The organism is Hydrogenophaga sp. T66, assembly GCF_057219855.1.
On the sequence record NZ_JBXVVX010000003.1, the window covers coordinates 17,236 to 43,886 of the forward strand.

Here is a 26,651-nt window from a genome sequence, read left to right on the forward strand (position 1 = left end):
TATCGTGCGGTCCTCCGGCGCGTGGACGCCGGTCACCCCTGCCGGCCAAAATGGCCCGCGCCACCCGATGGAAATGTACGCCCGATGAACTCCTTGTGCGCCCTGCTGGGCACCGAATGGCCACTGATTCAGGCGCCCATGGCCGGGGCGCAGGACGCCCGGCTGGCGATCGCTTGCAGCCACGCGGGCGCTCTGGGCTCGCTGCCGGCGGCGATGCTCGGGCCCGATGCGCTGGCCCGGGCCCTGGGCGAGCTGCGCGCGGGGACCACGCGCCCCTGGGCGGTGAATTTCTTCTGCCACACGCCGCCCACGCCCGACCCGGCCCGCGAGACAGCCTGGCGGGCGGCGCTGGCGCCGCTGGCGGCCGAGGCCGGCGTGGATCTGGCCGCGGTGCCAGCAGGCGCCGGGCGGGTGCCCTTCGACGCGGCCGGGCTGGCGGTCATCGAACCCTTCCGCCCCCCGGTCGTGAGCTTCCACTTCGGGCTGCCCGAGCCGGCGTTGCTGGCGCGGGTGAAGGCCTGGGGCGCGGTGGTCCTGTCCTCGGCCACCACGGTCGAGGAAGGGCGCTGGCTGCAGGCGCGCGGGGCCGACGCGGTGATCGCCCAGGGCCTGGAGGCCGGCGGCCACCGCGGCCATTTCCTCAGCGACGACCTCAGCCGGCAGACCGGCACGCTGGCGCTGGTGCCGGCGCTGGTGGACGCGCTGGAGGTGCCGGTGATCGCGGCCGGCGGCATCGCCGATGAGCGCGGGGTGCGCGCCGCGATGGCCCTGGGAGCGGCGGGTGTGCAGGTCGGCACCGCCTTCCTCGACTGCGACGAGGCAACCACCAGCGCGGTGCACCGCGCCGCCCTGCGCGGCCCGGGCGCGGCCCACACCGCGCTGACCACGCTGTTCTCTGGCCGGCCGGCGCGCGGCATCGTGAACCGCCTGATGCACACGCTCGGCCCGATGAACCCGGCCGCGCCCGACTTCCCGCTGGCCACGGCGGCCATCGCGCCGCTGCGCGCCCACTTCGAGGCGCAAGGCCGGGGCGACTGCTCGCCCCTGTGGGCCGGGCAGAATACGGCCGGCGTGCGACGCGCCCCGGCGGCCGAGATCGTGCGGGCGCTGGCGCGCGGCTTCGCGGCCGCCTGAGCCGCGTCACGCCGCCCCGCCCGGCCCATGCCGGGCGCGCCGCCCACCCACCCCCGCCATGGCCAAAGACAAAACCCTCTACACCTGCAACGCCTGCGGCGGCACCACGCCGCGCTGGCTGGGCAAGTGCCCGCATTGCGAGGCCTGGAACACGCTGGTCGAAGGCGTGGCGGAGGCGCCGTCGGCGGGTGGCAAGAACCGCTTCGCGGCGCTCGCCCGCAGCAGCGAGGTCACGCCGCTGGCCGACATCGAGGCGCGCGACGTGGCGAGGACCCCGACCGGCCACGACGAGCTCGACCGCGTGCTGGGCGGGGGCATCGTCGAAGGCGGCGTGGTCCTGATCGGCGGCGACCCCGGCATCGGGAAGTCCACGCTGCTGCTGCAGGCGCTCGACAGCCTGCAGCGCCAGAGCGCGGCGCCCGCGCCCGGCGCGCGCCGCGGCACGCTCTACGTCACCGGCGAGGAAAGCGGCGCCCAGGTGGCGTTGCGCGCGCGCCGGCTCGGCCTGGAAGGTTCGCAGGTGCCGGTGCTGGCGGAGATCCAGCTGGAGAAGATCCTGGCGACGCTGGACAGCGTGCGGCCGGCGGTGGCGGTGATCGACTCGATCCAGACCGTCTATTCGGAACAGCTCAGCAGCGCGCCCGGCTCGGTGGCGCAGGTGCGCGAGTGCGCGGCCCACCTCACGCGCGCGGCCAAGGCCAGCGGCACGGCCATCGTGCTGGTCGGCCACGTGACCAAGGAAGGCGCGCTGGCCGGTCCGCGGGTGCTGGAACACATGGTCGATACGGTGCTGTATTTCGAAGGGGACACGCACAGCAGCTTCCGCCTGATCCGCGCCATCAAGAACCGCTTCGGCGCGGTCAACGAGATCGGCGTGTTCGCCATGACCGACAAAGGCCTCAAGGGTGTGAGCAACCCGAGCGCCATCTTTCTCAGCCAGCACGCCGAGCCGGTGCCCGGCAGCTGCGTGATGGTCACGCTGGAAGGCTCGCGGCCGCTGCTGGTGGAGATCCAGGCGCTGGTGGACGACGGCGGGCCCAGCCCGCGGCGCCTGTCGGTGGGGCTGGAGCGGGACCGGCTGGCGATGCTGCTGGCCGTGCTGCACCGCCACGCCGGCGTGGCCTGCCTCGACCAGGACGTGTTCGTCAACGCGGTGGGCGGCGTGCGGATCGGCGAGCCCGCGGCGGACCTGGCGGTGATGCTGGCCATCACCAGCAGCCTGCGCGGCAAGCCCCTGCCCAAGGGGCTGGTGGCCTTTGGCGAGGTGGGCCTGGCCGGCGAGGTGCGGCCGGCGCCGCGCGGCCAGGACCGCCTGCGCGAGGCGGCCAAGCTGGGGTTCTCCACCGCGATCGTGCCGCGCGCCAACCTGCCGCGCAAAAGCGATGCGAAGGCGCTCGAGGGCCTGGAGGTGATCGGCGTGGACCGCATCGAGGAAGCGCTGCAGCGGGTGCGCGGCCTGGACTGAGCGGCGCGGCCATCGACCCTTCCCACAGCGTCAGACACAGACTCAGAAACAGTCAATTTCGGGAGACCACAGGCATGGTGATGCGACGGGTGTTCATGGCGGTGCTGGCCGCCGCGCTGCTGGTGTGGGCGCACCGCGCCTACGGCTGGGGTGGCGTGGCGGCGGTGTCGGGCGGGCTGGTGATGTGGCTGCTGCTGCACGTGACCCGGCTGATGACGGTGATCCGCCGCGCGGCCGACCGGCCGATCGGGCACGTGGACAGCGCGGTGATGCTCAACGCCCGCCTGAAGGCCGGGCAGGCGATGCTCGATGTGGTGGCGCTCACCCGCGCGCTCGGTGAACGCCTGACGCCCGAGGGGGAAGAGCCCGAAGTCTGGCGCTGGCGCGACGCCGGCGGCTCCTTTGTGGAGGCTCGATTCGTGGCCGGGCGGCTGCGCGACTGGCGGCTGCAACGCCCCGGCGAGAGCGCCGAAGACCCGCCGGTGGCGCCGTAGAATGCCGGTTTTCCCCGGCACGCAGAGCAAAGGAACCCCATGAGCCCCATCGTCCCCTCGATGTCCGATCGCGACGGCAAGATCTGGATGGACGGCCAGCTGGTGGATTGGCGCGACGCCAAGATCCACGTGCTGAGCCACACGCTGCACTACGGTTGCGGCGCGTTCGAGGGAGTGCGTGCCTACAACACGGTCAATGGCACCGCGATCTTTCGCCTGCAGGAGCACACCGAGCGGCTGTTCAACAGCGCCAAGATCCTGCGCATGAAGATTCCCTTCACGCCCGAGCAGGTCAACGAGGCGCAGCGCGAGGTGGTGCGCGTCAACGGTCTGGAGAGCTGCTACCTGCGCCCGCTGACCTGGATCGGCGACAAAAAGCTCGGCGTGAGCCCCAAGGGCAACACCATCCACCTGATGGTCGCGGCCTGGGCCTGGGGCGCCTACCTGGGCGACGAAGGCCTCAAGCGCGGCATCCGCGTCAAGACCAGCAGCTACACCCGCCACCACGTCAACATCACCATGACGCAGGCCAAGGCGGTGAGCAACTACACCAACAGCATCCTGGCCAACATGGAAGCCACCGACGAAGGCTACGACGAGGCCTTGCTGCTGGACTCCGCCGGCTTCGTCTCCGAAGGCGCGGGCGAGAACCTCTTCGTCATCAAGAACGGCGTGATCTACACGCCCGATCTGTCGGCCGGCGCGCTCAACGGCATCACGCGCAACACCGTCTTCCACATCGCCAAGGACCTGGGGCTGGAGATCGTGCAGAAGCGCATCACGCGCGACGAGGTCTACATCGCCGACGAGGCCTTCTTCACCGGCACCGCCGCCGAAGTCACGCCGATCCGCGAGCTCGACCGCATCGAGATCGGGGCCGGCAGCCGCGGCCCGATCACCGAGAAGGTGCAAACCGCCTTCTTCGACATCGTCAACGGCCGCAACCCCAAGTACGCCCACTGGCTGACCCGCGTCTGAGGAATCCGGCATGAGCAAGTCCGTTGTCGAACTCAAGGCCCGCGATCTCAACGCCCACGGCGGCGTGTTCTGCCCCAGCCCGCTGGCCGACATGAAGCTCTGGAACAGCCACCCGCGGGTCTACCTCGACGTGGCCAAGACCGGCGAGGCGCGCTGCCCGTACTGCGGCACCGTGTACCGCCTCGCCGCGGGCGAACCGGTGGCGCACGGCCACTGAGCCTGCCCGCTGCCCCGGGCCTCACGACAACCGGCCACGCAGCGACGGGGCCACACGGAGGGAGAAAGCAAACGTGATCCTCGTCACCGGCGGCGCCGGCTTCATCGGCAGCAACTTCGTCCTTGACTGGCTCGCGCAGCGGGACGAGCCGGTCGTCAACCTCGACAAGCTCACCTACGCCGGCAACCGGCGCAACCTCGCGTCGCTGGACGGCGACGCGCGCCACGTGTTCGTGCAGGGTGACATCGGCGACAGCGCGCTGGTGGCGGGTCTGCTGGCCACGCACCGGCCGCGCGCGGTGCTCCACTTCGCTGCGGAGAGCCACGTCGACCGTTCCATCCACGGCGCGGACGATTTCATCCAGACCAACATCGTCGGCACCTTCCGGCTGCTCGAGGCGGTGCGCGCGCACTGGAGCGCCCTGCCCGAACCCGAGCGAGCGGCCTTCCGCTTCCTCCATGTGAGCACCGACGAGGTGTACGGCAGCCTGGCGCCCGATGCGCCGGCCTTCACCGAGCAGCACCCCTACGAACCCAACAGCCCCTACAGCGCCAGCAAAGCCGCGAGCGACCACCTCGTGCGCGCGTGGCACCACACCCACGGCCTGCCGGTGCTCACCACGAACTGCAGCAACAACTACGGACCGCTGCACTTCCCGGAGAAACTCATCCCGCTGATGATCGTCAACGCCCTGGCCGGCAAGCCGCTGCCGGTGTACGGCGACGGCCTGCAGATCCGCGACTGGCTGTATGTGCGCGACCACTGCAGCGCCATCCGTCGCGTCCTCGAGGCAGGCCGATTGGGCGAGACCTACAACGTCGGCGGCTGGAACGAGAAGCCGAACATCGAGATCGTGCACACCATCTGCGCACTCCTCGACGAATTGCAGCCGCGCGCCGACGGCCAGTCCTATCGGACGCAGATCACCCACGTCAAAGACCGCCCTGGCCACGACCGGCGCTACGCGATCGACGCCCGCAAGCTCGAGCGCGAGCTGGGCTGGCGCCCGGCGGAGACCTTCGAAACCGGCATCCGCAAGACCGTTCGCTGGTACCTGGACAACGCCGACTGGGTGGCCGAGGTCCAGAGTGGCGCCTACCGCGAGTGGGTGAGCCGGCAGTACCACGACGGCGCCGCGCCCCGGGCCGACCAGCGCGCATGAAGATCCTGCTGCTCGGGGCCAGCGGCCAGGTCGGCTGGGAACTGCAGCGCAGCCTCGCGCCGCTGGGCGAGCTGATCGCGCTGGACCGCCAGCACTCCAGCGCCGCCGACCTGTCCCGCCCCACGGGGCTGGGCGCGCTGGTGGCTGAGGTGGCGCCGGACGTGATCGTCAACGCCGCCGCCCACACCGCGGTCGACCGCGCCGAGAGCGAGCCCGAGCTCGCCCACGCGGTCAACGCCACGGCGCCCGGCGAGCTCGCCCGCGCGGCCGCCGCGCGCGGCGCATTGCTCGTGCACTACTCCACCGACTACGTGTTCGATGGCAGCGGCGACCACCCGCGCGACGAAACCGCCGCCACCGGACCGCTGAGCGTGTACGGCCGCAGCAAGCTGGCCGGTGAAGCCGCCATTCAGGCGAGCGGCGCAACGCACCTCATCCTGCGCACCAGCTGGGTGTACGGCGCGCGCGGCCAGAACTTTGCGAAGACCATGCTGCGGCTGGCCCAGGAGCGCGAGACGCTGCGCGTGGTGGCCGATCAGATCGGCGCGCCCACCGGGGCCGATCTCCTGGCCGACATCACCGCCCACGCCATCCGCGCGGTGCGCCACGACCCCAGCCAGGCCGGGCTGTACCACGCCGCCGCCGCGGGGGAAACCAGCTGGCATGCCTACGCGCGCTTTGCCATCGACACCGCGCGCCGCCTGCGGCCCGACCTCGGCTGGCGACTGACCGCGCTCGAGCCCATCCCGACCGCCGACTACCCCACGCCCGCCCGCCGGCCGCTCAACTCGCGCCTGAACACGTCGCGGCTCGAACGCGCCTTTGGCCTGCGGCTGCCCGCCTGGCAGGCCGGCGTGGAACGCATGCTGATCACCACCCTCACCCCCTGAGACGCCATGACGCAACGCAAAGGCATCATCCTCGCCGGCGGCTCCGGCACCCGGCTCCACCCGGCCACGCTGGCCATCAGCAAACAGCTGCTGCCGGTGTATGACAAGCCCATGATCTATTACCCGCTGAGCACGCTCATGCTCGCGGGCATCCGCGACGTGCTCATCATCAGCACCCCGCAGGACACCCCCCGCTTCCAGCAGCTTCTTGGCGACGGCAGCGCCTGGGGCATGAACCTGCAGTACGCGGTCCAGCCCAGCCCCGACGGTCTGGCCCAGGCCTTCCTCATCGGTGCCGACTTCGTGGGCAACGGCCCGAGCGCGCTGGTGCTGGGCGACAACATCTACTACGGCCACGACTTCGCCACCCTGCTGCGCGACGCCGACGCGCAGACCAACGGCGCCACCGTGTTCGCCTACCACGTGACCGACCCCGAGCGCTACGGCGTGGTCGCCTTCGACGCCCAGGGCAAAGCCACCAGCATCGAAGAGAAACCGGCCCAGCCCAAGAGCAACTACGCCGTCACCGGCCTCTACTTCTACGACGCCGAGGTGGTGGACATCGCCCGCGCGGTCAAACCCAGCGCCCGCGGCGAACTGGAGATCACCTCGGTCAATCAGGCATACCTCGAACGGGGTCGCCTCAACGTGCAGATCATGCAGCGCGGCTACGCATGGCTGGACACCGGCACCCACGACAGCCTGCTCGACGCCGGCCAGTTCATCGCCACCCTCGAGCACCGCCAAGGCCTGAAGATCGCCTGCCCCGAAGAAATTGCCTGGCGCCACGGCTGGATCGACAGCGCCGCCCTCCAGCGCCTGGCCGAGCCGCTGAAAAAGAACGGCTATGGGCAGTACCTGCTGCGCTTGCTCAACGACCGTGTGTTTGGAGGAGGGGCGGCATGAGCGGCAACCTGAAGGTCACCCCGACCGCCATCCCCGGCGTGCTCATCCTCGAACCCAAGGTGTTCGGCGACGCCCGAGGCTTCTTCTTCGAAAGCTTCAACCAGCAGGCCTTCAACGAAGCCACCGGGCTGAACGTCTCCTTTGTGCAGGACAACCACAGCCGCTCGGCCCAAGGCGTGCTGCGCGGGCTGCACTACCAGCTGCCCCCCCACGAGCAGGGCAAACTGGTGCGCGTGGTGCGCGGCAGCGTGTTCGACGTGGCCGTCGACATCCGCCGCGACTCGCCCTCCTTCGGACAGTGGGTCGGGGTCGAACTCAGCGAAGACAACCACCGCCAACTCTGGATTCCGCCCGGGCTGGCGCACGGATTCCTGGTCACGAGCGAGAGCGCGGATTTTCTGTACAAGACGACGGCGTACTACGCGCCGCAGGCGGAGCGCAGTATTCGCTGGGATGATCCGGCCATCGGTGTCCGTTGGCCGCTGTCGGGGCCGCCGGTACTTTCGGGGAAGGATCTGGCGGCGACGTCACTTTCGGAAATGGAATAAGCAAAGCATGAATCTTGATCAAGCCACCATCGCCGTCATTGGCTTGGGCTATGTCGGGCTGCCGCTGGCGGTGGAGTTCGGACGGCAACGCCCGGTGATCGGTTTCGACATTCACCAAGGGCGTATCACCGAGCTCCAAGCGGGCCGTGACCACACGCTGGAATGCACGTCCGAGCAGTTGGCGCAGGCCACCCACCTCCGATACAGCGCCGACGCAGCGGACCTTCGGAAGGCTCAGATCTTCATCGTCACGGTGCCCACGCCGGTGGACCGGGCCAATCGGCCCGACATGACACCGCTGGTCAAGGCCAGCGAAACCGTGGGACGCGCCCTCAAAGCGGGCGATGTGGTGATTTACGAATCCACGGTCTACCCGGGGTGCACCGAAGAGGTGTGCGTGCCCGTGCTGGAGCGCGAATCGGGGCTGGTGTTCAACCGCGATTTCTTCTGCGGCTACAGCCCGGAGCGCATCAACCCAGGCGACAAGGTCAACACGCTCACCAAGATCCGGAAGATCACCAGCGGCTCCACGCCGGCGGTGGCCCAGGCCGTGGATACGCTGTACCGCAGCATCATCGAAGCAGGCACCTTCCCCGCCACCAGCCTGAAGGTGGCTGAAGCCGCAAAGGTGATCGAGAACACCCAGCGCGACCTGAACATCGCCCTCGTCAACGAGTTGTCGGTGATCTTTGAGCGTCTGGGCATCGACACACTGGAGGTACTGGAGGCCGCCGGCAGCAAATGGAACTTCCTGCCATTCCGCCCGGGCATGGTGGGCGGTCACTGCATCGGCGTTGACCCTTACTACCTGACCCACAAGGCCGAGGAGGTCGGTTACAACCCCCAGGTCATTCTTGCGGGTCGCCGGATCAACGACAACATGGCCCGGTACGCGGCGCGCAACGTGATCAAGCGCATGCTCAAAAACGGCATCGACGTGCCCCGCAGCACCGTCGGCGTGATGGGCATCACCTTCAAGGAGAACTGCCCCGACATCCGCAACAGCAAAGTGGCGGACCTGGTCCGAGAGCTTCAGGGCTGGAACGTCAACGTGGTGGTCGCCGATCCCTGGGCGGACCCGCAGGAAGTGAAGGACGAGTACGGCATCACGCTGGGCGAGTTGCGGCCTGACGCACCGGTGGACAGCCTGATCGTGGCCGTCGGTCACGAGCAGTTTCGCGCCCTGGATCCAGCAGCCCTGCGCGGCCTCTGCCGGCCGGGGGTGACGCCCGTGCTCGGCGACCTCAAGAGCCTCTACGACCGCCACGCAGCCGCCGCTCAGGGTTTCACTGTTTTCCGCCTGTGAACACGACATTCATGAAAAACTTCGCCCTGATCGGCGCCGCCGGTTACATCGCTCCCCGCCACATGCGGGCGATCAAGGACACCGGCCATCACCTCGCCGTGGCCTACGACATCAACGACTCGGTCGGCATCATCGACAGCATTTCGCCCCAGAGCGAGTTCTTCACCGAGTTCGAGCGCTTCCTCGAGCGCGGCCACCAGCTGCGGCGCCACCCGGACACTGCCCTGCATTACGCCGCGGTGTGCTCGCCCAACCACCTGCACCACGCGCACATCGCCGCGGGGTTGCGGTTGGGCTGCGACGTCATCTGCGAGAAGCCGCTGGTCCCCACGCCCGAACTGGTGGACGAACTGGCCCGGATCGAGGCCGAGACCGGGCACCGCGTCTACAACATTCTTCAGCTGCGCCACCACGACGCCATCCGGCAACTGCGTGACAAGGTGGCCGCAGCGCCGGTGGACCGTGTGTTTGATGTCGAACTCACCTACATCACCTCGCGCGGCAAGTGGTACCTTGAGAGCTGGAAAGGCGATCCGCGCAAGTCGTTCGGCGTGGCCACGAACATCGGGGTGCACTTCTACGACATGCTGCACTTCATCTTTGGCGACCTCAAGCGCAGCGTGGTCCACCACAGCGGGGAACTCAAAGCGGCCGGCTACCTGGAGTACCAGAGGGCGCGGGTGCGGTGGTTCCTGTCGATCGACGCGAACGACTTGCCAGACGAGGTCAAGGGCAAGAAGACCACGTTTCGCAACATTGACATCAGCGGCGAACAGCTGGAGTTTTCCGAAGGGTTTACCGACCTGCACACCACGAGCTACCGGGAGATTCTGGCCGGGCGCGGCTATGGCCTGGCCGACGCGCGGCATTGCATCGAGACCGTCCATGGCATCCGCACCGCCGCCGTGCAGCGGGGCAGCCACGGCGAGGTGCATCCCTTTGTGCCGGCGCTGGCCTGAGGCCCTGAGATGCTCGCCGATGTCACCATCCACCCCAGCGCCATCGTGGACGAAGGCGCCACCATCGGGCCGGGATCGCGAGTCTGGCACTTCGTGCACGTGTGCGCCGGGGCGCGCATTGGCGCGGGCGTGTCGCTCGGGCAGAACGTGTTTGTCGGGAATCGCGTGGTCATCGGCGACCGGTGCAAGATTCAGAACAATGTCAGCGTCTACGACAACGTGACGCTGGAAGACGGCGTCTTCTGCGGACCCAGCATGGTCTTCACGAACGTCTACAACCCGCGCGCCCTGATTGAGCGCAAGGACGAGTACCGCAACACGCTCGTGAAGCGGGGCGCCACGCTGGGCGCGAACTGCACGGTGGTGTGCGGCGTCACGATTGGCGAGTTCGCGTTCGTGGGTGCGGGCGCAGTGGTCAACCGCGACGTCCCGGCCTTTGCCATCGTCACCGGCGTACCTGGTCGCCAAACCGGTTGGATGAGCGAGTTCGGCGAGCGGCTGAACCTGCCGGTTCAGGGCAGCGGCGAAGCCACGTGCGCACACACCGGCGCTCGCTATCGACTGTCTGGGACGACCCTCACCCGACTGGAGGCTTGAAGGCATGGAATTCATCGATCTCAAAAGCCAGTACCAACGGCTGAAAGCCGACATCGACGCCGGTATCCAGCGCGTGCTTGACCACGGGCAATACATCCTGGGGCCAGAAGTGGCCGAACTGGAAGACAAGCTAGCCGCTTACGTCGGCGCTCGCCATTGCATCACCGTGGCCAACGGAACCGACGCGCTGCAGATCGCCATGATGGCGCTGGGCATTGGCCCAGGCGACGAAGTCATCACGCCGGGCTTCACCTACATCGCGACCGCCGAAACCGTGGCCCTGCTCCGCGCGAAGCCGGTGTATGTCGATATTGATGAGCGCACGTACAACCTCGATCCCCGCTTGATCGAGTCAGCGATCACGCCCGCCACCAAAGCAATCGTGCCGGTCAGCCTGTATGGCCAGTGCGCCGATTTCGACGCGATCAACGCCATCGCCGCCCGCCATGGCATCCCCGTGATCGAAGACGCCGCGCAAAGCTTTGGTGCGACCTACAAAGGCCGCAAAAGCTGTAGCCTAAGCCAGATCGCCTGCACCAGCTTCTTCCCCAGCAAGCCCTTGGGCTGCTATGGCGACGGCGGCGCCATCTTCACCAGCGACGATGAACTGGCCAAGGTCATGCGGCAGATCGCTCGCCACGGCCAGGACCGGCGCTACCACCATGTGCGCGTGGGCGTGAACAGCCGGCTTGACACGATTCAGGCAGCGATTCTTTTGCCCAAGCTGCGCGTACTGGACGAAGAAGTGGCGTTACGCCAAGCAGTGGCTGCGCGGTACGAACGGCTCCTGCACGCCGGCGGTATCCACAGAACGCCACACATCGAGCCCCACAACCTCAGTGCCTGGGCGCAATTCACCATCCAGGTAGACAACCGCGATGCCGTGATTGCGGCTCTCAAGCAAGCTGGTGTTCCCACGGCGGTGCACTATCCCATTCCACTCAACAAGCAGCCGGCCGTGGCCGATCCATCGGTCCGCCTGCCAATTGGCGATTTGATCGCTCAACGCGTGATGAGTCTGCCCATGCATCCCGGGCTTGACGAGGCCACCCAAACACGCGTGGTCAACGCACTGCAGTCCGCTCTGTGCGCGGCCTGAGCCAAATCACATTCAACGAGGAGTTCACATGGACGTCAGAGGCAAGAGATTCGTGGTGGTGGGAGGCGCAGGCCTCATTGGTTCGCATACCGTTGACCGACTGCTCAAGGAAGATATCGGCGAAGTCCTGATTTATGACAACTTCGTGCGCGGCACCCGAGAGAACCTGAACGAGGCGTTAAAGGACCCACGCGTTCGCATCTACGACGTCGGCGGCGATGTGATGCAGACCGACATCCTGCAGTCGGCTTTCGAGGGTGCCGATGGGGTGTTTCACCTGGCAGCCCTCTGGTTGCTGCAATGCCATGAGTACCCGCGCACCGCGTTCGATGTGAACGTGCGAGGGACCTTCAACGTAATGGAAGCCTGCGTGGCCAAGGGGGTCAAGCGACTGGTGTGGTCATCCTCGGCCTCGGTTTACGGAGATGCGGTGGAGGAGCCGATGACCGAAAGTCATCCGTTCAACAACCAGAACTTCTACGGCGCCACCAAAATCGCCGGCGAGGCCATGATGCGCGCCTACCACCATCGGTATGGCCTGAACTTCGTGGGCTTGCGCTACATGAACGTATACGGCCCGCGGCAGGACTATCACGGCGCTTACATCGCCGTGATCATGAAGATGCTAGACGCCATCGACAAAGGTGAGAGCCCCACCATCATGGGCGATGGCTCAGAGGCCTTCGACTTCGTCGCGGTGGAAGACTGCGGACTGGCCAACGTGTGCGCCATGAAGGCCGACACGGTGGACAGCTTCTACAACGTGGGCACTGGCCGACGCACGTCGCTGAAGGAGCTGGCCGAAAGGTTGATCGAGCTCACCGGCTGCAAGCAACCCATTCGCTACGCGCCGCGCAGCCAGGCCACACTGGTTCGCAATCGCATCGGCTCCCCCAAGAAGGCCACTGAAGAGATCGGCTTTACCGCGCAGATCGATCTTGATGAAGGGTTGCGCCGCCTCATCGAATGGCGCGCGTCTCATAAGGCCGAGGTGGCGGCACGTCGAACCGCGGTAGGGCTGCCGGCATGAATGTGGACGCAAAGATGAACGTCCCGATCGCGCGCACCACCCTGCTGGAGCAGGAGATGCTGAGCGTGCTCGGACCCCTGCGCTCAGGCTGGCTGGTGCAGGGCCCTAAGGTTCGGGAATTCGAGGAGAAGTGGTCGGCCTTCACCGGGGCCAAGCACTCCATCGCCGTCACCTCCTGCACCACCGCACTGCACCTGTCTCTGGCCGCGCTGGGCTTCGGCCCGGGCGATGAGGCCATCGTGCCGGCCTTCACCTGGGTGGCCACGGCCAACGTGGTCGAGCACCTGGGAGGCCGAGTCGTGTTCTGCGACATTGATCTAGAGACCTTCAACCTCAACCTTGAATCGCTGCGCCGCTGCATCACGCCCAGAACCAAGGCAATCCTGCCGGTGCATCTGTTCGGGCTTGCGGTCGACATGGCGCCCTTGATGTCCCTGGCCAAGGAATATGACCTGTGGGTTGTCGAAGACGCCGCATGCGGATTCGGCAGCACCTACCAAGGGCAGCACGTCGGCACCTTCGGCGACACCGGCTGCTTCAGCTTCCACCCCCGCAAGGCCATCACCACCGGTGAAGGCGGCATGATCACCACGCAGAGCGATGCGCTGGCCGAGAAATTACGCCGGTTGCGCGACCATGGCGCGGCCATGACCGATCTGCAGCGCCACATGGGTGCCCGCCCATACCTGTTGGCCGACCACCCCGACGCTGGCTACAACCAGCGCATGACCGACCTGCAGGCCGCTTTGGGATCTGCGCAGATGGACCGGGCCGAGGCCATCGTGGCCGAGCGCCGACGGCTTGCCGCGATCTACGACGACGCTTTCGCCCAACTGTCTTGGCTTACCGCCCCCGCCCGGCTGGAGGGCTTTGGTCACGGGTACCAGAGCTACCCCTGCCTGTTCCATCCTGAACCTTTGAACGCTGGTTCCGTCGAGCGAGTCAACACGCAGCGCAATGAGTGGATGGATCGGCTGCAACGTGCCGGCATCTCCACCCGACCGGCCACGCACGCCGTACACATGTTGTCCTTCTACCGAGAGAAGTACGGCCTGAATCCACAAGACTTTCCCAACGCCCGCATAGCCAACGATTGCAGCATTTCGCTGCCGTTGTTTCATGGCATGAGCGAGGGCGAACAGGCATATGTCATCGAGAAAGTGCGAAACGAGGAATTCCTATGACGCCCGAGTGGCTCTTGAAGTTGCTTTGCTTGAACGAGCTTTCGGAGGGCAAGGGATACCAGTTGGGTGGGCAACCGTTCGTGGTGCGCGATGGCATTCTCCGAAGCGGCGACCTTATCACCGCCAGTCAGGCGCAGACGCAGGAATCGTTCGGGTTCAAATGGAAGAAGGTGGATACCTTCGATTCCCCGCAATCGTTGGCTCGAATGAGGCAATGGCTCGTGGAGCGCTATGGGAACTTGGCCGAGGCTTCCTGGCTAAACGAACATGGTGAGCGTCCACTGCTCATCGATGCGGGTTGCGGCGCTGGTATGTCGGGCCTTGAGTTGCTGAGTCCGATCCTGCACCGCATCCGCTACCTCGGCGTGGACGTGTCTGAAGCAGTCGATGTGGCTGCCCAACGATTCGCCAGCCGGGGTTTCGCGGGCGGGTTCATGCAGGGTGACATCACCAATCTGCCTCTTGAACCGTCCAGCGTAGACCTTATCCTTTCCGAGGGAGTCCTTCACCACACGGACTCCACTGAAAAGGCACTAAAGGCGTTGGCTCGCCTTCTCAAACCGGGCGGGCGCTTTCTCTTTTATGTCTACAAGAAGAAAGGGCCGGTTCGCGAATTCACGGATGACTACATCCGGGACAAGCTGCAATCGATGGCACCGCAAGACGCATGGCGTGCGATGGAGCCCCTCACCCAACTTGGCGTAGCGTTGGGCAAGCTCAATACCGAGATCGACATCCCTCAGGAAATTGACCTGCTCGGCATTCCAGCAGGCCGGGTCAATGTCCAGCGCTTGTTCTACTGGCATGTCGCCAAAGCGTTCTACCACCCCGACCTCAGCTTTGATGAGATGAACCACATCAACTTCGACTGGTACGCTCCGGTGAACGCCGCGCGCCAGTCGCCGGAACAGGTGAGGGCATGGTGTGAGGAGAGCGGCCTGCTGATCGAGCGGGAAGTGATCGAGGATGCCGGTATCACAGTCATCGCTCGAAAGACCTGAAGCATGTGTGGGATTGCTGGTCTGATCGAGTTGAATGGCGACGCAGTCTCGCCAGCTGTCTTGCAGCGCATGACGGATGCCATAGCGCATCGCGGCCCCGACGGCGAAGGACACTGGATAGAGGGTCCCGTTGGATTTGGACATCGGCGTCTAGCCATCATTGACCTATCGCCGGGCGGGCATCAACCGATGATGAGCACCGACCACCGCTACGTCATAACCTTTAACGGGGAGGTGTATAACTTCCGCGAACTTCGCGCCGAACTGCAAGCAGCAGGGTTTTGGTTTCGCTCGCAGTCTGATACGGAGGTGCTGTTACATGCGCTGGCACACTGGGGTTCAGGGGTGCTTACACGCCTCAACGGAATGTTTGCTTTGGCCTTGTGGGACCGAAAGGAGAAGCGACTCCTACTTGCACGCGACCGTTATGGCGTCAAACCTCTTTACGTAGCGCAGCAAGGAAATCGCCTTCTGTTCGCGTCCGAACAGAAGGCGATACTGGCACATCCAAACTTCCGGCGCCAGGTCGACAAACCAGCCCTACTCGAATACTTCACTTTTCAGAATATCTTCACTGACCGTACGTTATTGCAGGATATTCATCTGCTGCCGGCCGGCCATTTCGCGACAGTTGACCTGACGAGTCCAAGCGCTGTTCTTCAGCGGCACCGATACTGGGACTACCGCTTTCGCGAGCCAGAGGTGCCGGGGCGCAAGCAAGATTACGTCGAAGAGCTTGATCGGCTTTTTCGCCAAGCCGTCAACCGCCAGCTGGTGAGCGACGTAGAGCTGGGCGCCTACCTCTCGGGAGGCATGGATAGCGGCTCGATAACCGCTGTTGCAGCGCAATCCTTTCCCAACCTAAAGTCGTTCACGTGCGGTTTCGACCTCAGCTCGGCATCTGGCATTGAACTGGCATTTGATGAGCGCAACAAGGCGGAAGCTATGTCTGCGCGCTTCAAGACCGAGCACTACGAAATGGTCCTCAAGGCTGGCGATATGGAGCGGTGTCTTCCAAGTCTGGCGTACCACCTCGAAGAACCACGCGTCGGTCAAAGCTACCCGAACTTTTACGCGGCCAAACTTGCCAGCAAGTTCGTGAAAGTTGTTCTCTCGGGCGGCGGCGGTGACGAGCTGTTTGGGGGATATCCGTGGCGCTACTACCGAGCGGTCCTCAACCAAGACTTCGAGCACTATATCGACCAGTACTACGGCTTTTGGCAGCGGATGCTACCAAACACCGTGCTCGCAAAGGTATTCGCTCCCATTTGGAGTGACGTCAAGCACGTCTGGACACGAGACATCTTTCGCGATGTGTTCCTGACTCACGATAACGAACTCGACAGGCCTGAGGACTATATCAACCATTCACTTTACTTCGAGGCCAAAACCTTTCTGCATGGACTCTTTGTGGTTGAGGACAAGCTGAGCATGGCTCACGGCCTTGAGGCGCGTGTCCCCTTCATGGACAACGATCTTGTGGAGTTTGCTATGCAATGCCCTGTCAACCTCAAGCTCAACAACTTGGCGGATGTGGTTCGACTCAATGAGAACGAGCCCGGAGACAAGTCTGGACGTTATTTCCAGAAGACAAACGACGGAAAACAAATCCTGCGCGACATGATGTCGCGTTATATCCCGATCGAAATCACACAAGCGCAAAAACAAGGGTTCTCATCGCCGGATGCCAGCTGGTTCAAGGGCGACAGCATCGAGTTTGTGAAACGAGAACTACTCGACCATAGAGCGCCCCTCTATGAGTTACTGGATGTTAAAAGCGTGCATACGCTTGTCCAGGAACATCTGTCAGGCCAACAGAACCGACGGCTGCTGATCTGGTCGCTTCTTTCGATCAACCAATGGCTCTCTGACTCCGAGGTTGGGCCATAAGCAACTTCCTGCGGAAGACGACATGTCACAAGCTCCATCCCGTGCACTGTTAGATGACTTGAGAGCAGAGCTTGCCGCTGAGCGGGACGCTGTGCTACTGAAATGGCAGCGTGCTCTTCCAACCGGAGATTATCTGAGCGACCGCTGGGCCAAGGCTAAGCACTTGGGCTTCGGTGAAGGGGCGAGTGTGTACGACAGCGCTTTGGTTCTCGGCAACGTCAGCGTCGGTGCCCACACGTGGATAGGCCCCTTCACCGTGTTAGACGGGTCGGGAGGGTTGTCCATCGGAGCTCATTGCTCAATCAGCGCGGGCGTGCAGATCTACACACACGATACTGTTGCTTGGGCGACAACTGGCGGCGAGGCGGCCATTGAGCGCCAGGCTGTATCCATAGGTGATCGCTGCTACATCGGTCCGAACACCATCATCAGCAAGGGAGTCAAGATTGGTTCTGGTTGTGTGATAGGAGCAAATAGCTTCGTAAACCAAGACATTCCTGACGGCATGAAAGCGTGGGGTACGCCAGCACGGTGTATCGGCCCTGTAGTGAACCCCGCTCAAGGCGCCTGAGTGGCGTAGCGCTTAGAAAGTCATCCCACAACGAAAGCCCGTTGCAGCCGACTCATAGGGATCAACAGACGTTGATCTCGCACAGTCGATATAGCATGCAGACTCCTACAGAACCTCTTCTTGTCGTGTGGACGAAGCTGATCTCTCTGGTGAAGAGAGCAGTAGTTTTTCTCTTGGCACCACTGTTCGTTATGGCTGCGGTGTACACGCTACTTGTGAGAGGAAACAATGCAGCAGCGTCATCCAAGCCCCGTCTCTTCTTCGGTAGCGTTCCCATAATCAGTAACAGTTATTGGGCGAAGGCTATGCGAGGGGCGGGCTATTCTGCTGAAGCGTTTGTCACGGACTACTACAGCGTTATCAACCGGAGGGATGATTGGGACCGGGTGCTTTCTGAACAGTACTCGCGCTGGCCATCGCGGCTGTGGCCCTATCTGGGTTTCTTATACGTGCTAAGGCACTTCGACATTGTGTTCATCACATGTCAGGGGCTGTTTCTGGGGGGCACGCCCCTTTGGCGTCTTCAAGCCCCACTGCTTCACCTCGCAGGCAAAAAGATCGTTGTTATGCCCTATGGAGCAGACGGCTACGTTTACCGCGAAGTACGCTCCGTGGCTCTGCTACATGGTCTACTCAGCTCGTATCCAGATGCAGCTCGAAAGCAAGATGCAATCCAGGCGCAGGTTTCTTATTGGATCAAGCATGCAGATGTATTCATTCCCGGGGTAATGGGCCCGGATGGCTACGGACGCTGGGATGTGCTCGTCCCATCGCAGATATTCTTAGATACGCAGATCTGGCATCGCCTGACGCCGCTTGGCGATGGCGACGGTCACAACGGCAGGGTGCTGGTGTGCCACGCACCGAACCATCGAGGCTTCAAAGGGACCGAGTTCGTCATTGACGCCGTGAAGCGCCTTCAAGAAGAGGGCCTCCAGGTCGAGTTACGCCTGGTGGAGCGCATGCAGAACTCCGAGGTGCGCAGAATCCTCACCGAGGAGGCGGACATCCTCGTTGAACAGTTGATTTGCACAGGCCACGGCCTGAATGGGCTGGAAGGTCTCTCGAGCGGACTGCCGGTGGTCTGCAACCTTGAGGACGAAGACTACGTGGGCCCGTGGCGCCGTTGGTCCTACTTCGACGAATGTCCCATCGTATCGGCGTCACCGGAGAACCTGATCGACGTACTTCGTAAGTTGGTCACGCGCCCAGAACTACGCCGCCAGCTGGGCGAGGCCTCGCGCCAGTATGCGGAGAAATACCACGACCTGAAAGCCGGGGTGTTTCTATTCGAGGCTGTTATTGCCTACGCCTACGGCCAACGGGACTCCCTGATCAACCTGTACCACCCATTGACCGGCGAGCGCAATCTGGGTGCGCCGAAAGTGGTGCACCCGCTGGTTCGCAACCGGATCGTTGACTGATGGTCTTTCGCAGCCTGGCCAGGGACTCGGCCATCTACGGGGGCGCGGACTTCGCCTCCAAGGTGGTTGTATTTCTGTCGTTTCCGCTGATTGCGACTGCCATCTCGCCGACCGAGTTTGGGGCTTTGGAGCTGATCCTGACTGGGACGGCCCTGCTCGGGATCGTCACCAATTGCGGGCTGAACAACGCCCTGCACCGTTTCTACTGGGATTCACAGATCGCGCCCGAACAACGACCGACCCTGGTGTCATCTGGGCTGGCCGCGCAGGCAACGTTTCTCTTGGTTGCTGCAATCTTGGCCCTTTTTATGTTGGCTGGTTACGGCGACCGCCTCAGTGAGTGGCTGTCCCCCCTAGGCCTGATCGGTATGGTGGCGGCCATCGTGCTGATGGTGGCCAACCAGCTTGTGCAATACCTGCTTGACGTTATCCGCCTGCAGATGGCGCCCTGGCGCTTTCTGGGTGTTGCGCTGGTATCTCGCGTTCTGACGGCGATTGCCGGCGTTCTCGCGGTGACTTGGCTGGCCCTCGGCATCAATGGTCTGGTGGCAGCGCAGGCTTTGACTGCCATGCTGGCGGTGCCGCTGGCGTTGTACTGTGTCCGTCGAGATATTGAATGGCGCTTCGACCCGAAACTGGCCGGGCTTTTGGTGCGCTTTGGCCATCCGTTCATCTATGCCGGACTCGCGTTCTGGCTCTTCGGCTCCATTGACCGTTGGTTGCTGGCCGCGATGTCCACCGTTGAAGAGGTAGGGATTTACTCAGTGGCGTTTCGCTTCGCCACGGTCATGTTGTTCTTGACCATGGCCTTCGGCCAGGCATGGAGCCCTGTGGCGATCAAGTTCCGGGCTGACCATCCACAAACCTACCGCCAGCTCTACGTGGATGTGTTGCTCGCATTGAGCAGCGGAATGCTGATCATTGGTAGTGCCATCGCGCTTTTCTCAAAGGAATTGATGGCACTTTTGATGCCAAACGTATACCAAGGTGCCGCCTTGCCGCTGTCAACTCTCGCGCTTGGCTTGGTGCTACAAGCCTCTATGCAAGTAACCGCGCTGGGGATTTCTCTTGCGAACAGGCCTCAGCTGTTCGCCAAACTGTCTTGGCTCGCCGCTGGGCTCAATCTAGTACTCAACCTATTGATGATTCCGTCGATGGGTGCGCTGGGTGCAGCCATAGCGACAAGTTTGTCCTATCTATTCTTGACAGGGAGCTACGCCTACTACACGCAGCAACTGCATCCTCTGCCAATGCCGTGGGGCAAACTTCTTGTACTTGCCTTCGTGCTGCTGGCAGTAGGTACTTGCTTGGCCGGCATATGGCTTCAGGCGCCATGGGCACTAAGCGTCGTATCACGTGCGTCCCTGATGGCGCTATGTGCATTGATGTGTAGCGCCGTGCTTCCCTGGCGGAGAGTTCTTCATGTCACACGATAGACCGATTCTTGTCACCGGTGCCAATGGGCTTCTGGGACGCCACCTTCTGGAATTAGCTACCCGAACGCGCAAGGTACATGCTCTGGTGCGTCGGCTACCGACAGCGCCTTTGCCGGACGTGCAATACCACCTTGTCAATTTGAGTACCGACTGGGACGCGGGATTGCTTCCGACGCAGGGCATCGACAGCATCGTTCACTTGGCGCAGTCCGCTCACTTCCGCGAAGTACCGCAAAAGTCTCTGGATGTGTTCGCCGTCAACGTAGCTTCAACCGCCAAACTGCTGGACTACGCGTGGCGCACTGGCGTTCGCCGGTTTGTCTACGCGTCATCGGGGGGCGTGTACGGTGGGGGCAGTGGTGTCTTTCACGAGAATTCCCCACTCACCCCAGGCGGGCAACTCGGCTACTACCTCGGCAGCAAGCTGTGCGGCGAGGTGTTGACACAGGGCTATGCCAGCCATCTGCAGGTGTCCGTTCTGCGCTTCTTTTTCATCTACGGCAAGGGGCAGAACCGCTCCATGCTCATCCCGCGCCTGGTCGATAGTGTGCGGGAGGGCAGGCCAATCAACCTGACCGGGCCACATGGCCTGACGATCAATCCCATTCACGCATCTGACGCCGCCGCTGCGGTGCTTGCCAGCCTGGCCCGAAATGACAGTGCGACGTACAACATCGCAGGCGATGAAATCATCTCGCTGCGTGGCCTGTGCGAGAAGATTGAAAGCCTCACTGGTGCGCGCGGCGTTTACGCCGAAAGCCCCGGCGTGCCGACCGACATGGTGGGGGACATTTCGGCCATGCGGGCCGCCTTGCATCACCCCAGGGTTCGTCTGGACGAAGGTTTGAGAGACTTGCTGTGAAGTCGGAGCATTCGGCGAAGGTTGCCTCGAACCCCAACCAGACTGGACAGCCATTGCGCGTTGTACACCTACCCACTTCCGTGGGTGGTAATCCTCAGGGCTTGAGCCAAAGCTTGCGCGCACTGGGCCTGGACAGCGAGTCGTGGATTTTTCTTCAGAACTATTTTGCTTACGCATCCACCCGCACGATCTGGAATCCGGGCGATGGCTTGTTCAAACGCGAGTGGAAGCGCTGGCGGGCAATCGCACAGGTAGCGCGCAGAAGCGATGTAATTCACTTCAACTACGGCTCCGGGTGGGCATATCCCATTCCGATGTTCAGTAGCGCTGATAAGACCTTGAAGGCCAGGCTCTGGCGCTTGGTTACGTCAACCTATCTGCACGCGCTTTGCCTGCTGGAGCTGAATGTGTATCGTCTGCTCAGGCGACCCATGTTTGTGCACTACCAGGGTGATGATGCCCGGCAAGGGGCGGCTTCGCTGACGCGGTTTCGCCATTCGATCGCCCAATACGTGGAAGTAGGCTACTACAGCCCCGAGGGTGACGCGCTCAAGCAGAGAATGATCCGACGCATGGCGAAGTACTGCGATCAGGTCTACGCGGTCAATCCCGATCTATTGCATGTGCTAGGCCCAGGCGCACGTTTCGTGCCCTATTCGCACATCTTCCTCGATGACTGGGTGCCCGTGTACACGCAGACGCAGAACCGCCCGCTGCGCATTGGCCACGCACCCAGCAACCGCAAAGTCAAAGGAACCGACTTCATCCTGGCCACCCTGAACGAGCTGGCTGCTGAGGGCCTGGAGTTTGAACTGGTGCTCGTGGAAGGTCTGTCGCACGAGGCCGCTCGACGGCAGTACGAGCAGATCGATCTCCTGATCGATCAGGTACATGCAGGGTGGTACGGTGGTTTGGCAGTTGAGGTCATGGCCTTGGGCAAGCCGGTCATGGCCTACATCAGGGAAGAAGACCTGGACTTCATACCGCGTGAGATGCGCGCGGAGCTGCCCATTCTGAAGATCACACTGGAAACACTCAAGTACGATCTGCGCATGGCTATCACCATGCCGCGGGAACAGCTCCTGGCGCTGGCACACCGCAGCCGTGCATACGTGGAGCGCTGGCATGACCCGATACGAATCGCGAACGAAATTCGTGGCGACTACTTGAGGGCTTTGCAGGCACGGAACCGTGCCTGAACGCCGACCCGAACCAGTACTTACCAGAGAGATTCGACGCCCGACATGTGCGGAATACTAGGTGCGCTTCTGACCGAACCTGACCAAGGTGCCCGCCGCCGGATGCAAAGCGGCTTGGATGCATTGAAGCATCGTGGCCCTGATGCGCATCAGCTGGAAAGTTTTCCGGTATCTGCCGGGCAGGTCGTGCTTGGCCATGCTCGCCTGTCTGTGATCGACCTTTCCGCCGGCGGCTTGCAACCCATGCACCGCGATGCAGGTCGCTATTCCATCGTTTTCAACGGTGAGATTTACAACTACCGCGAGTTGCGCCGAGAGCTCATCGGCAAGGGGCTGGCGTTCCACACCGACTCTGACACCGAAGTGCTGCTGGCCGCCTGGGCCACGTGGGGGGAGTCTTGCCTGAGGCGTCTCGTAGGCATGTTCGCCTTTGTGGTGCTTGATCGCGCGGCAGGCACGTTGACTTGCGTCCGCGATGCTTTCGGCATCAAACCTTTCTTTTACGCCGTTTCCCTAAGTTCGTTCGAATTCGCGTCGGAAGTGCCCGCCCTGCTCGCAATGAGGGGCTCCAGACCAACGCTGAATTGGCAACGCGCCTACGACTACCTGGTGCATGGCGACTACGACAGCACGCAGGACACCTTCTATCAAGAGGTGCAACAGTTGCAGCCAGGTAACCTGCTGGTGGTGAAGCTTGCAGGCAGGCCTGCCCCCGAACTGAGGCGCTGGTGGATTCCTTCTGTGACTGAGGGCAAGGCGATACCTTTTGCCGAGGCCGTCGAACTCGTCCGTGAACACTTTCTGCAAAGCATTCGCTTCCATCTGCGCAGCGATGTTCCACTGGGTGCCGCGCTTTCGGGTGGCGTGGACTCGTCTGCCGTGGTGTGTGCCATGCGGCATGTGGATCCCGACTTGGACATCCACACCTTCAGCTATGTAGCACACGGTAGCCCTGACAACGAAGAACGCTGGGTGGACCTCGTCAATGCCCATGTGAATGCCCGAGCTCACAAAGTGGTCGTCAGTGAGGAGGAACTGGCGCGTGACATCGACGACATGATCCGAGTCCAGGGTGAGCCCTTCGGCAGCACCAGCATTTACGCGCAGTACCGCGTGTACCAACTGGCGCGCGAGCATGGAATCACTGTCACGCTGGATGGCCAAGGCGCGGACGAACTACTCGCAGGCTACAACGGCTACCCGGGGCCGCGGCTGCGCAGTTTGTATGAAACCCAGGGGCCATTGGCGGCCTGGCGATTCCTGCAGTCATGGTCTCAATGGCCAGGTCGCAGCCGCTTGCAGGGGTTGAAGTTGCTGGCGGCGGAATCCATCGATGGAGACCTGTACCAGTTGCTGCGTCGTTTCGACGGACGCCCCGCATTGCCACAGTGGTTGCGCGCCACTGCCCTGACCGAGGGGGGCGTAAGCTTGAGGCACCCACGTCAGCGACCTGAACTCGACGTGCGCGGTCGCCGCCTCATGGCCGAACTGGCTTTCTCACTCAATCGCCGCGGCCTTGCCAGCTTGCTGCGGCACGGCGACCGCAATTCAATGCGCTTCTCCATCGAGAGCCGCGTCCCCTTCCTGACGCTCGATCAGACCGAGTTGATGCTGTCAATGCCCGAGCACTACTTGATCTCCGCCACGGGAGAAACGAAGTCTGTGCTTCGCGCTGCCATGCGCGGCATCGTCCCCGACCAAATTCTCGATCGCCGCGACAAGATCGGCTTCCAGACACCAGAGAAAGCTTGGTTGTTCGCAATGGCCGACACAGTACGCGATTGGCTGGCTGAGGACATCAGAATACCGTTCCTCGACCAGTCGGCTGTCGTGCGCGAGTTCGAGGCCATTCTTGCTGGCCGACAAGCCTTTTCGTGGCAGGTCTGGCGTTGGATCAACTTCATCCGCTGGCACCAGCAGTTCCTTTGATGAAGAAGATTCTTATCTTGTCGTTCTCAGTCGTCGCCAGCGATCCGCGCGTCATGCGTCAGGTGCGGTTGTTGGAAGAGAACCATGAGGTGACAGTCGCCGGCTACGGATCTTCCCCAACATTCGAGGGTCGATTTGTCCCGATTGTGAAGCCCCCCACCCCGTTGCTCAAGAAGCTGGTTTGGGGCTCTCGATTGTTGGTTGGACAATTCGAGGATTTCTACTGGATGCTGCCTCAAGTCCGTCATGCGGCAGGTTCACTGCAGAGTCTAGAGGTCGATCTCATTATCGCCAACGATCTGCCCACACTGCCGCTTGCACTTTCACTGTCGAGCGCAAACACGCCCGTCTACTTCGATGCACACGAGTACTCACCCGGCGAATATGAAGATCAATGGCTATGGCGTGTGCTATTTCAGCGCTACACGGACTATCTTTGTGAGAAGTATCTGCCGCGATGTGCTGCGATGTCGACGGTTTGCGCTGGGATCGCCGAGGCTTATGCATCGCGATACGGTGTGAAGCCCTTCGTGGTTCACAATGCGCCAATGCATTTAGGACTACAGGCTTCCACCGTACAAGATAACAAGATTCGGTTGATACATCACGGAGTAGCCAGTCGGGTTCGTCGACTCGAATGCATGCTCGACATGATGAAATCACTGGATGAGCGCTTTACCCTGGACCTAATGCTCGTCCCGACGGAACCTGAGTACTTAGCCTCTCTTAATCAGCGCGCTGCGCGGGACCCGCGGATACAGTTTCGACCTCCTGTATCGATGCCCGACATCTGCAATGCCTTGCAACCCTACGATATTGGCGTCTTCCTACTCCCTCCCACAAGCTTCAACTACCGATTCGCACTCCCCAATAAGTTCTTTGAATTCGTTCAAGCAAGATTGGGCGTGGCAATAGGCCCTTCACCGGAAATGAAGGCCTTGGCCGATCAATATGGTTGTGGCGTCGTTGCAGACTCGTTTGATCCAGCCGATCTTGGGGGACGATTGCAAAAACTGAATGCTGGAGACGTGCGCCGACTGAAAGCTGCGTCCGACCGTGCTGCGCCAGCACTGGGTTTTGAGCACGACGCTAAACGTATATGCGCCACTGTGGAGCGACTTCTCAAGTGAAAGTGGTTCATGTCACGTCGGCTCACTCCAGGGATGATGTGCGCATCTTTCTGAAGGAGTGCCGCAGTCTCGCCCGGATGGGACATGAAGTCACGTTGTTGGTCGCGGACGGGCTGGGCCCACAAGAAATCGATGCCGTCAAGATCGTGGACGTAGGCTCATCCAAGAGTCGTTTGTCGAGAATGTTGCAGACTCGCAAGCGCCTGCTGACAGCCGCCCTTGCACTAAAGGCCGATGTTTATCATCTCCACGACCCAGAGTTGCTCACTCTGTGCGCGCCACTCAAGCGCAACGGTTACAGCGTCCTGTTTGATGCCCACGAAGATGTTCCCAAACAGATTCTCTCGAAGCATTACCTGCCAAAGCCCTTACGAGGACTGATCTCCTGGGTTTATGCACGTTACGAAAATCACGTATGCTCCCGTATCGACGGGATTGTTGCAGCAACGCCAACGATCAGGGACAAGTTTTTGACCCTTGCACCGAATACCGTCGATGTGAATAACTTTCCGCTGTTAGGCGAATTGGATGCGCCACTAACAAGTCAGCGTGGTCCTGTAGATATCTGCTATGTTGGCGGTATTGCGCCGATACGTGGGATTCGGGAGATCACCAAAGCTATCGCCATCTGTAAACAACCCGCTCACTTACATTTGGTGGGCGAATTTACTGAGACTGCTGTCGAGGATGAGATCAAGCGAAGCGAGGCATGGCGTCATGTCACCTATTGGGGCAGGCAAGATCGAGAAGGTGTACGGAGCGTATTGGCCCGTTCGCGCATTGGACTCGTTACGCTTCATCCAACAGCCAACTACCTCGAGGCCCTGCCGATCAAACTATTTGAATATATGGCCGCTGGTATTCCCGTGATCGCGTCAGACTTCCCCTTGTGGCGCAGCATCGTATCCGGCGCCGATTGTGGAATTTGCGTAGACCCACTTAAACCAGAAGATATCGCGAGCGCCATAGACATCCTCCTTGGGCAGCCCTCGAAAGCTCGCCTGATGGGCGAGAACGGTCGGAGAGCTGTTTATGAGCGCTTTAACTGGACAATCGAAGAGGAGAAACTGCGGGCAATGTATTCACGACTACAGGGGGGGAAAGACAGCTGATGTGTGACACCATGCCGACCTTCACGCAGGCACTCACCAACACCACCATCCGGGCAGCGAGGAGGCCGGCTCAACTGGCCAGCCAAACGCGAAAGCACCCATTGCCTGCCCTCTAACACCCCCATGTG

The 26,651-nt window shown here is 62.5% G+C and carries 25 protein-coding genes; all 25 read left to right on the forward strand.

From position 1 onward, the window contains the following. The first annotated feature begins 84 nt into the window (after positions 1-84). The 25 genes from AC2D80_RS12440 to AC2D80_RS12560 all read left to right on the forward strand — a co-directional run bounded on the left by AC2D80_RS12440 (position 85) and on the right by AC2D80_RS12560 (position 26,523). The gene (locus AC2D80_RS12440; protein ID WP_484633345.1) at positions 85-1,134 is read left to right on the forward strand and encodes an NAD(P)H-dependent flavin oxidoreductase; all 1,050 of its coding nucleotides are present in this window, start codon (positions 85-87) and stop codon (positions 1,132-1,134) included. A 58-nt stretch (positions 1,135-1,192) separates the two neighbouring features. Then, complete coding sequence (radA, locus tag AC2D80_RS12445; RefSeq protein WP_484633346.1) at positions 1,193-2,599, forward strand: DNA repair protein RadA; 1,407 nt, start codon at positions 1,193-1,195, stop codon at positions 2,597-2,599. Positions 2,600-2,673: 74 nt separating this feature from the next. After that, entirely contained in the window at positions 2,674-3,093 is a 420-nt protein-coding gene (locus AC2D80_RS12450) for a glycerate kinase (RefSeq protein ID WP_484633347.1), read from the forward strand. A 39-nt stretch (positions 3,094-3,132) separates the two neighbouring features. Then, the gene (locus tag AC2D80_RS12455; protein ID WP_484633348.1) at positions 3,133-4,071 is read left to right on the forward strand and encodes a branched-chain amino acid transaminase; all 939 of its coding nucleotides are present in this window, start codon (positions 3,133-3,135) and stop codon (positions 4,069-4,071) included. A gap of 10 nt (positions 4,072-4,081) precedes the next feature. Then, positions 4,082-4,288, forward strand: a complete 207-nt coding sequence (locus tag AC2D80_RS12460) for a zinc-finger domain-containing protein (RefSeq protein WP_484633349.1) — start codon at positions 4,082-4,084, stop codon at positions 4,286-4,288. Positions 4,289-4,361: 73 nt separating this feature from the next. Beyond that, positions 4,362-5,450, forward strand: coding sequence for a dTDP-glucose 4,6-dehydratase (gene rfbB / locus AC2D80_RS12465; RefSeq protein WP_484633350.1), 1,089 nt, complete (start codon positions 4,362-4,364; stop codon positions 5,448-5,450). Continuing rightward, positions 5,447-6,340, forward strand: coding sequence for a dTDP-4-dehydrorhamnose reductase (gene rfbD, locus AC2D80_RS12470; protein ID WP_484633351.1), 894 nt, complete (start codon positions 5,447-5,449; stop codon positions 6,338-6,340). Before rfbB ends, rfbD begins: the two co-directional genes overlap by 4 nt. Before the next feature lie 6 nt (positions 6,341-6,346). Continuing rightward, the gene (rfbA, locus tag AC2D80_RS12475; RefSeq protein ID WP_484633352.1) at positions 6,347-7,246 is read left to right on the forward strand and encodes a glucose-1-phosphate thymidylyltransferase RfbA; all 900 of its coding nucleotides are present in this window, start codon (positions 6,347-6,349) and stop codon (positions 7,244-7,246) included. An 8-nt stretch (positions 7,247-7,254) separates the two neighbouring features. Next, entirely contained in the window at positions 7,255-7,794 is a 540-nt protein-coding gene (gene rfbC, locus AC2D80_RS12480) for a dTDP-4-dehydrorhamnose 3,5-epimerase (RefSeq protein WP_484633581.1), read from the forward strand. 7 nt (positions 7,795-7,801) lie between these two features. Then, positions 7,802-9,100: a nucleotide sugar dehydrogenase gene (locus AC2D80_RS12485; RefSeq protein WP_484633353.1), complete on the forward strand. Its 1,299-nt coding sequence runs from the start codon at positions 7,802-7,804 to the stop codon at positions 9,098-9,100. An 11-nt stretch (positions 9,101-9,111) separates the two neighbouring features. Beyond that, a complete protein-coding gene (locus tag AC2D80_RS12490; RefSeq protein WP_484633354.1) occupies positions 9,112-10,059 on the forward strand; it encodes a Gfo/Idh/MocA family oxidoreductase in 948 nt (315 codons plus the stop codon). A 9-nt stretch (positions 10,060-10,068) separates the two neighbouring features. Further along, the gene (locus AC2D80_RS12495) at positions 10,069-10,656 is read left to right on the forward strand and encodes an acyltransferase (RefSeq protein ID WP_484633355.1); all 588 of its coding nucleotides are present in this window, start codon (positions 10,069-10,071) and stop codon (positions 10,654-10,656) included. 4 nt (positions 10,657-10,660) lie between these two features. After that, complete coding sequence (locus AC2D80_RS12500; protein ID WP_484633356.1) at positions 10,661-11,755, forward strand: DegT/DnrJ/EryC1/StrS family aminotransferase; 1,095 nt, start codon at positions 10,661-10,663, stop codon at positions 11,753-11,755. A gap of 28 nt (positions 11,756-11,783) precedes the next feature. Continuing rightward, the gene (locus tag AC2D80_RS12505; protein WP_484633357.1) at positions 11,784-12,785 is read left to right on the forward strand and encodes an NAD-dependent epimerase/dehydratase family protein; all 1,002 of its coding nucleotides are present in this window, start codon (positions 11,784-11,786) and stop codon (positions 12,783-12,785) included. After that, the gene (locus tag AC2D80_RS12510) at positions 12,782-13,969 is read left to right on the forward strand and encodes a DegT/DnrJ/EryC1/StrS family aminotransferase (RefSeq protein WP_484633358.1); all 1,188 of its coding nucleotides are present in this window, start codon (positions 12,782-12,784) and stop codon (positions 13,967-13,969) included. The genes AC2D80_RS12505 and AC2D80_RS12510 overlap by 4 nt, the downstream gene beginning before the upstream one ends. Next, entirely contained in the window at positions 13,966-14,970 is a 1,005-nt protein-coding gene (locus AC2D80_RS12515) for a class I SAM-dependent methyltransferase (protein ID WP_484633359.1), read from the forward strand. The genes AC2D80_RS12510 and AC2D80_RS12515 overlap by 4 nt, the downstream gene beginning before the upstream one ends. Before the next feature lie 3 nt (positions 14,971-14,973). Then, on the forward strand, positions 14,974-16,860 hold the full coding sequence (asnB, locus tag AC2D80_RS12520; protein WP_484633360.1) for an asparagine synthase (glutamine-hydrolyzing): 1,887 nt from the start codon (positions 14,974-14,976) through the stop codon (positions 16,858-16,860). A 22-nt stretch (positions 16,861-16,882) separates the two neighbouring features. Next, complete coding sequence (locus AC2D80_RS12525; RefSeq protein ID WP_484633361.1) at positions 16,883-17,431, forward strand: acyltransferase; 549 nt, start codon at positions 16,883-16,885, stop codon at positions 17,429-17,431. Between the two features lie 95 nt (positions 17,432-17,526). Next, positions 17,527-18,855, forward strand: coding sequence for a glycosyltransferase family protein (locus tag AC2D80_RS12530; protein ID WP_484633362.1), 1,329 nt, complete (start codon positions 17,527-17,529; stop codon positions 18,853-18,855). Beyond that, positions 18,855-20,291, forward strand: a complete 1,437-nt coding sequence (locus AC2D80_RS12535; RefSeq protein WP_484633363.1) for a flippase — start codon at positions 18,855-18,857, stop codon at positions 20,289-20,291. Before AC2D80_RS12530 ends, AC2D80_RS12535 begins: the two co-directional genes overlap by 1 nt. After that, the gene (locus AC2D80_RS12540) at positions 20,278-21,153 is read left to right on the forward strand and encodes an NAD-dependent epimerase/dehydratase family protein (protein WP_484633364.1); all 876 of its coding nucleotides are present in this window, start codon (positions 20,278-20,280) and stop codon (positions 21,151-21,153) included. The genes AC2D80_RS12535 and AC2D80_RS12540 overlap by 14 nt, the downstream gene beginning before the upstream one ends. Before the next feature lie 101 nt (positions 21,154-21,254). Continuing rightward, positions 21,255-22,352, forward strand: coding sequence for a glycosyltransferase family 1 protein (locus tag AC2D80_RS12545; protein WP_484633365.1), 1,098 nt, complete (start codon positions 21,255-21,257; stop codon positions 22,350-22,352). Positions 22,353-22,397: 45 nt separating this feature from the next. Next, positions 22,398-24,281 carry an asparagine synthase (glutamine-hydrolyzing) gene (gene asnB / locus AC2D80_RS12550; RefSeq protein ID WP_484633366.1) on the forward strand — a complete coding sequence of 628 codons (1,884 nt, stop codon included), beginning with the start codon at positions 22,398-22,400 and terminating at the stop codon, positions 24,279-24,281. Further along, positions 24,281-25,411, forward strand: a complete 1,131-nt coding sequence (locus AC2D80_RS12555; protein ID WP_484633367.1) for a glycosyltransferase — start codon at positions 24,281-24,283, stop codon at positions 25,409-25,411. The genes asnB (AC2D80_RS12550) and AC2D80_RS12555 overlap by 1 nt, the downstream gene beginning before the upstream one ends. Next, a complete protein-coding gene (locus AC2D80_RS12560) occupies positions 25,408-26,523 on the forward strand; it encodes a glycosyltransferase family 4 protein (protein ID WP_484633368.1) in 1,116 nt (371 codons plus the stop codon). Before AC2D80_RS12555 ends, AC2D80_RS12560 begins: the two co-directional genes overlap by 4 nt. The last annotated feature ends 128 nt before the right edge of the window (positions 26,524-26,651 follow it).

What these genes read in the sequence shown, in the direction of transcription:
- AC2D80_RS12440 (WP_484633345.1), top strand. Translation starts at nt 85, where the DNA reads ATGAACTCCTTGTGCGCCCTGCTGGGCACCGAATGGCCACTGATTCAG.
- radA (WP_484633346.1), top strand. Translation starts at nt 1,193, where the DNA reads ATGGCCAAAGACAAAACCCTCTACACCTGCAACGCCTGCGGCGGCACC.
- AC2D80_RS12450 (WP_484633347.1), top strand. Translation starts at nt 2,674, where the DNA reads ATGGTGATGCGACGGGTGTTCATGGCGGTGCTGGCCGCCGCGCTGCTG.
- AC2D80_RS12455 (WP_484633348.1), top strand. Translation starts at nt 3,133, where the DNA reads ATGAGCCCCATCGTCCCCTCGATGTCCGATCGCGACGGCAAGATCTGG.
- AC2D80_RS12460 (WP_484633349.1), top strand. Translation starts at nt 4,082, where the DNA reads ATGAGCAAGTCCGTTGTCGAACTCAAGGCCCGCGATCTCAACGCCCAC.
- rfbD (WP_484633351.1), top strand. Translation starts at nt 5,447, where the DNA reads ATGAAGATCCTGCTGCTCGGGGCCAGCGGCCAGGTCGGCTGGGAACTG.
- rfbA (WP_484633352.1), top strand. Translation starts at nt 6,347, where the DNA reads ATGACGCAACGCAAAGGCATCATCCTCGCCGGCGGCTCCGGCACCCGG.
- AC2D80_RS12485 (WP_484633353.1), top strand. Translation starts at nt 7,802, where the DNA reads ATGAATCTTGATCAAGCCACCATCGCCGTCATTGGCTTGGGCTATGTC.
- AC2D80_RS12490 (WP_484633354.1), top strand. Translation starts at nt 9,112, where the DNA reads ATGAAAAACTTCGCCCTGATCGGCGCCGCCGGTTACATCGCTCCCCGC.
- AC2D80_RS12495 (WP_484633355.1), top strand. Translation starts at nt 10,069, where the DNA reads ATGCTCGCCGATGTCACCATCCACCCCAGCGCCATCGTGGACGAAGGC.
- AC2D80_RS12500 (WP_484633356.1), top strand. Translation starts at nt 10,661, where the DNA reads ATGGAATTCATCGATCTCAAAAGCCAGTACCAACGGCTGAAAGCCGAC.
- AC2D80_RS12505 (WP_484633357.1), top strand. Translation starts at nt 11,784, where the DNA reads ATGGACGTCAGAGGCAAGAGATTCGTGGTGGTGGGAGGCGCAGGCCTC.
- AC2D80_RS12510 (WP_484633358.1), top strand. Translation starts at nt 12,782, where the DNA reads ATGAATGTGGACGCAAAGATGAACGTCCCGATCGCGCGCACCACCCTG.
- AC2D80_RS12515 (WP_484633359.1), top strand. Translation starts at nt 13,966, where the DNA reads ATGACGCCCGAGTGGCTCTTGAAGTTGCTTTGCTTGAACGAGCTTTCG.
- asnB (WP_484633360.1), top strand. Translation starts at nt 14,974, where the DNA reads ATGTGTGGGATTGCTGGTCTGATCGAGTTGAATGGCGACGCAGTCTCG.
- AC2D80_RS12525 (WP_484633361.1), top strand. Translation starts at nt 16,883, where the DNA reads ATGTCACAAGCTCCATCCCGTGCACTGTTAGATGACTTGAGAGCAGAG.
- AC2D80_RS12530 (WP_484633362.1), top strand. Translation starts at nt 17,527, where the DNA reads ATGCAGACTCCTACAGAACCTCTTCTTGTCGTGTGGACGAAGCTGATC.
- AC2D80_RS12535 (WP_484633363.1), top strand. Translation starts at nt 18,855, where the DNA reads ATGGTCTTTCGCAGCCTGGCCAGGGACTCGGCCATCTACGGGGGCGCG.
- AC2D80_RS12540 (WP_484633364.1), top strand. Translation starts at nt 20,278, where the DNA reads ATGTCACACGATAGACCGATTCTTGTCACCGGTGCCAATGGGCTTCTG.
- asnB (WP_484633366.1), top strand. Translation starts at nt 22,398, where the DNA reads ATGTGCGGAATACTAGGTGCGCTTCTGACCGAACCTGACCAAGGTGCC.
- AC2D80_RS12555 (WP_484633367.1), top strand. Translation starts at nt 24,281, where the DNA reads ATGAAGAAGATTCTTATCTTGTCGTTCTCAGTCGTCGCCAGCGATCCG.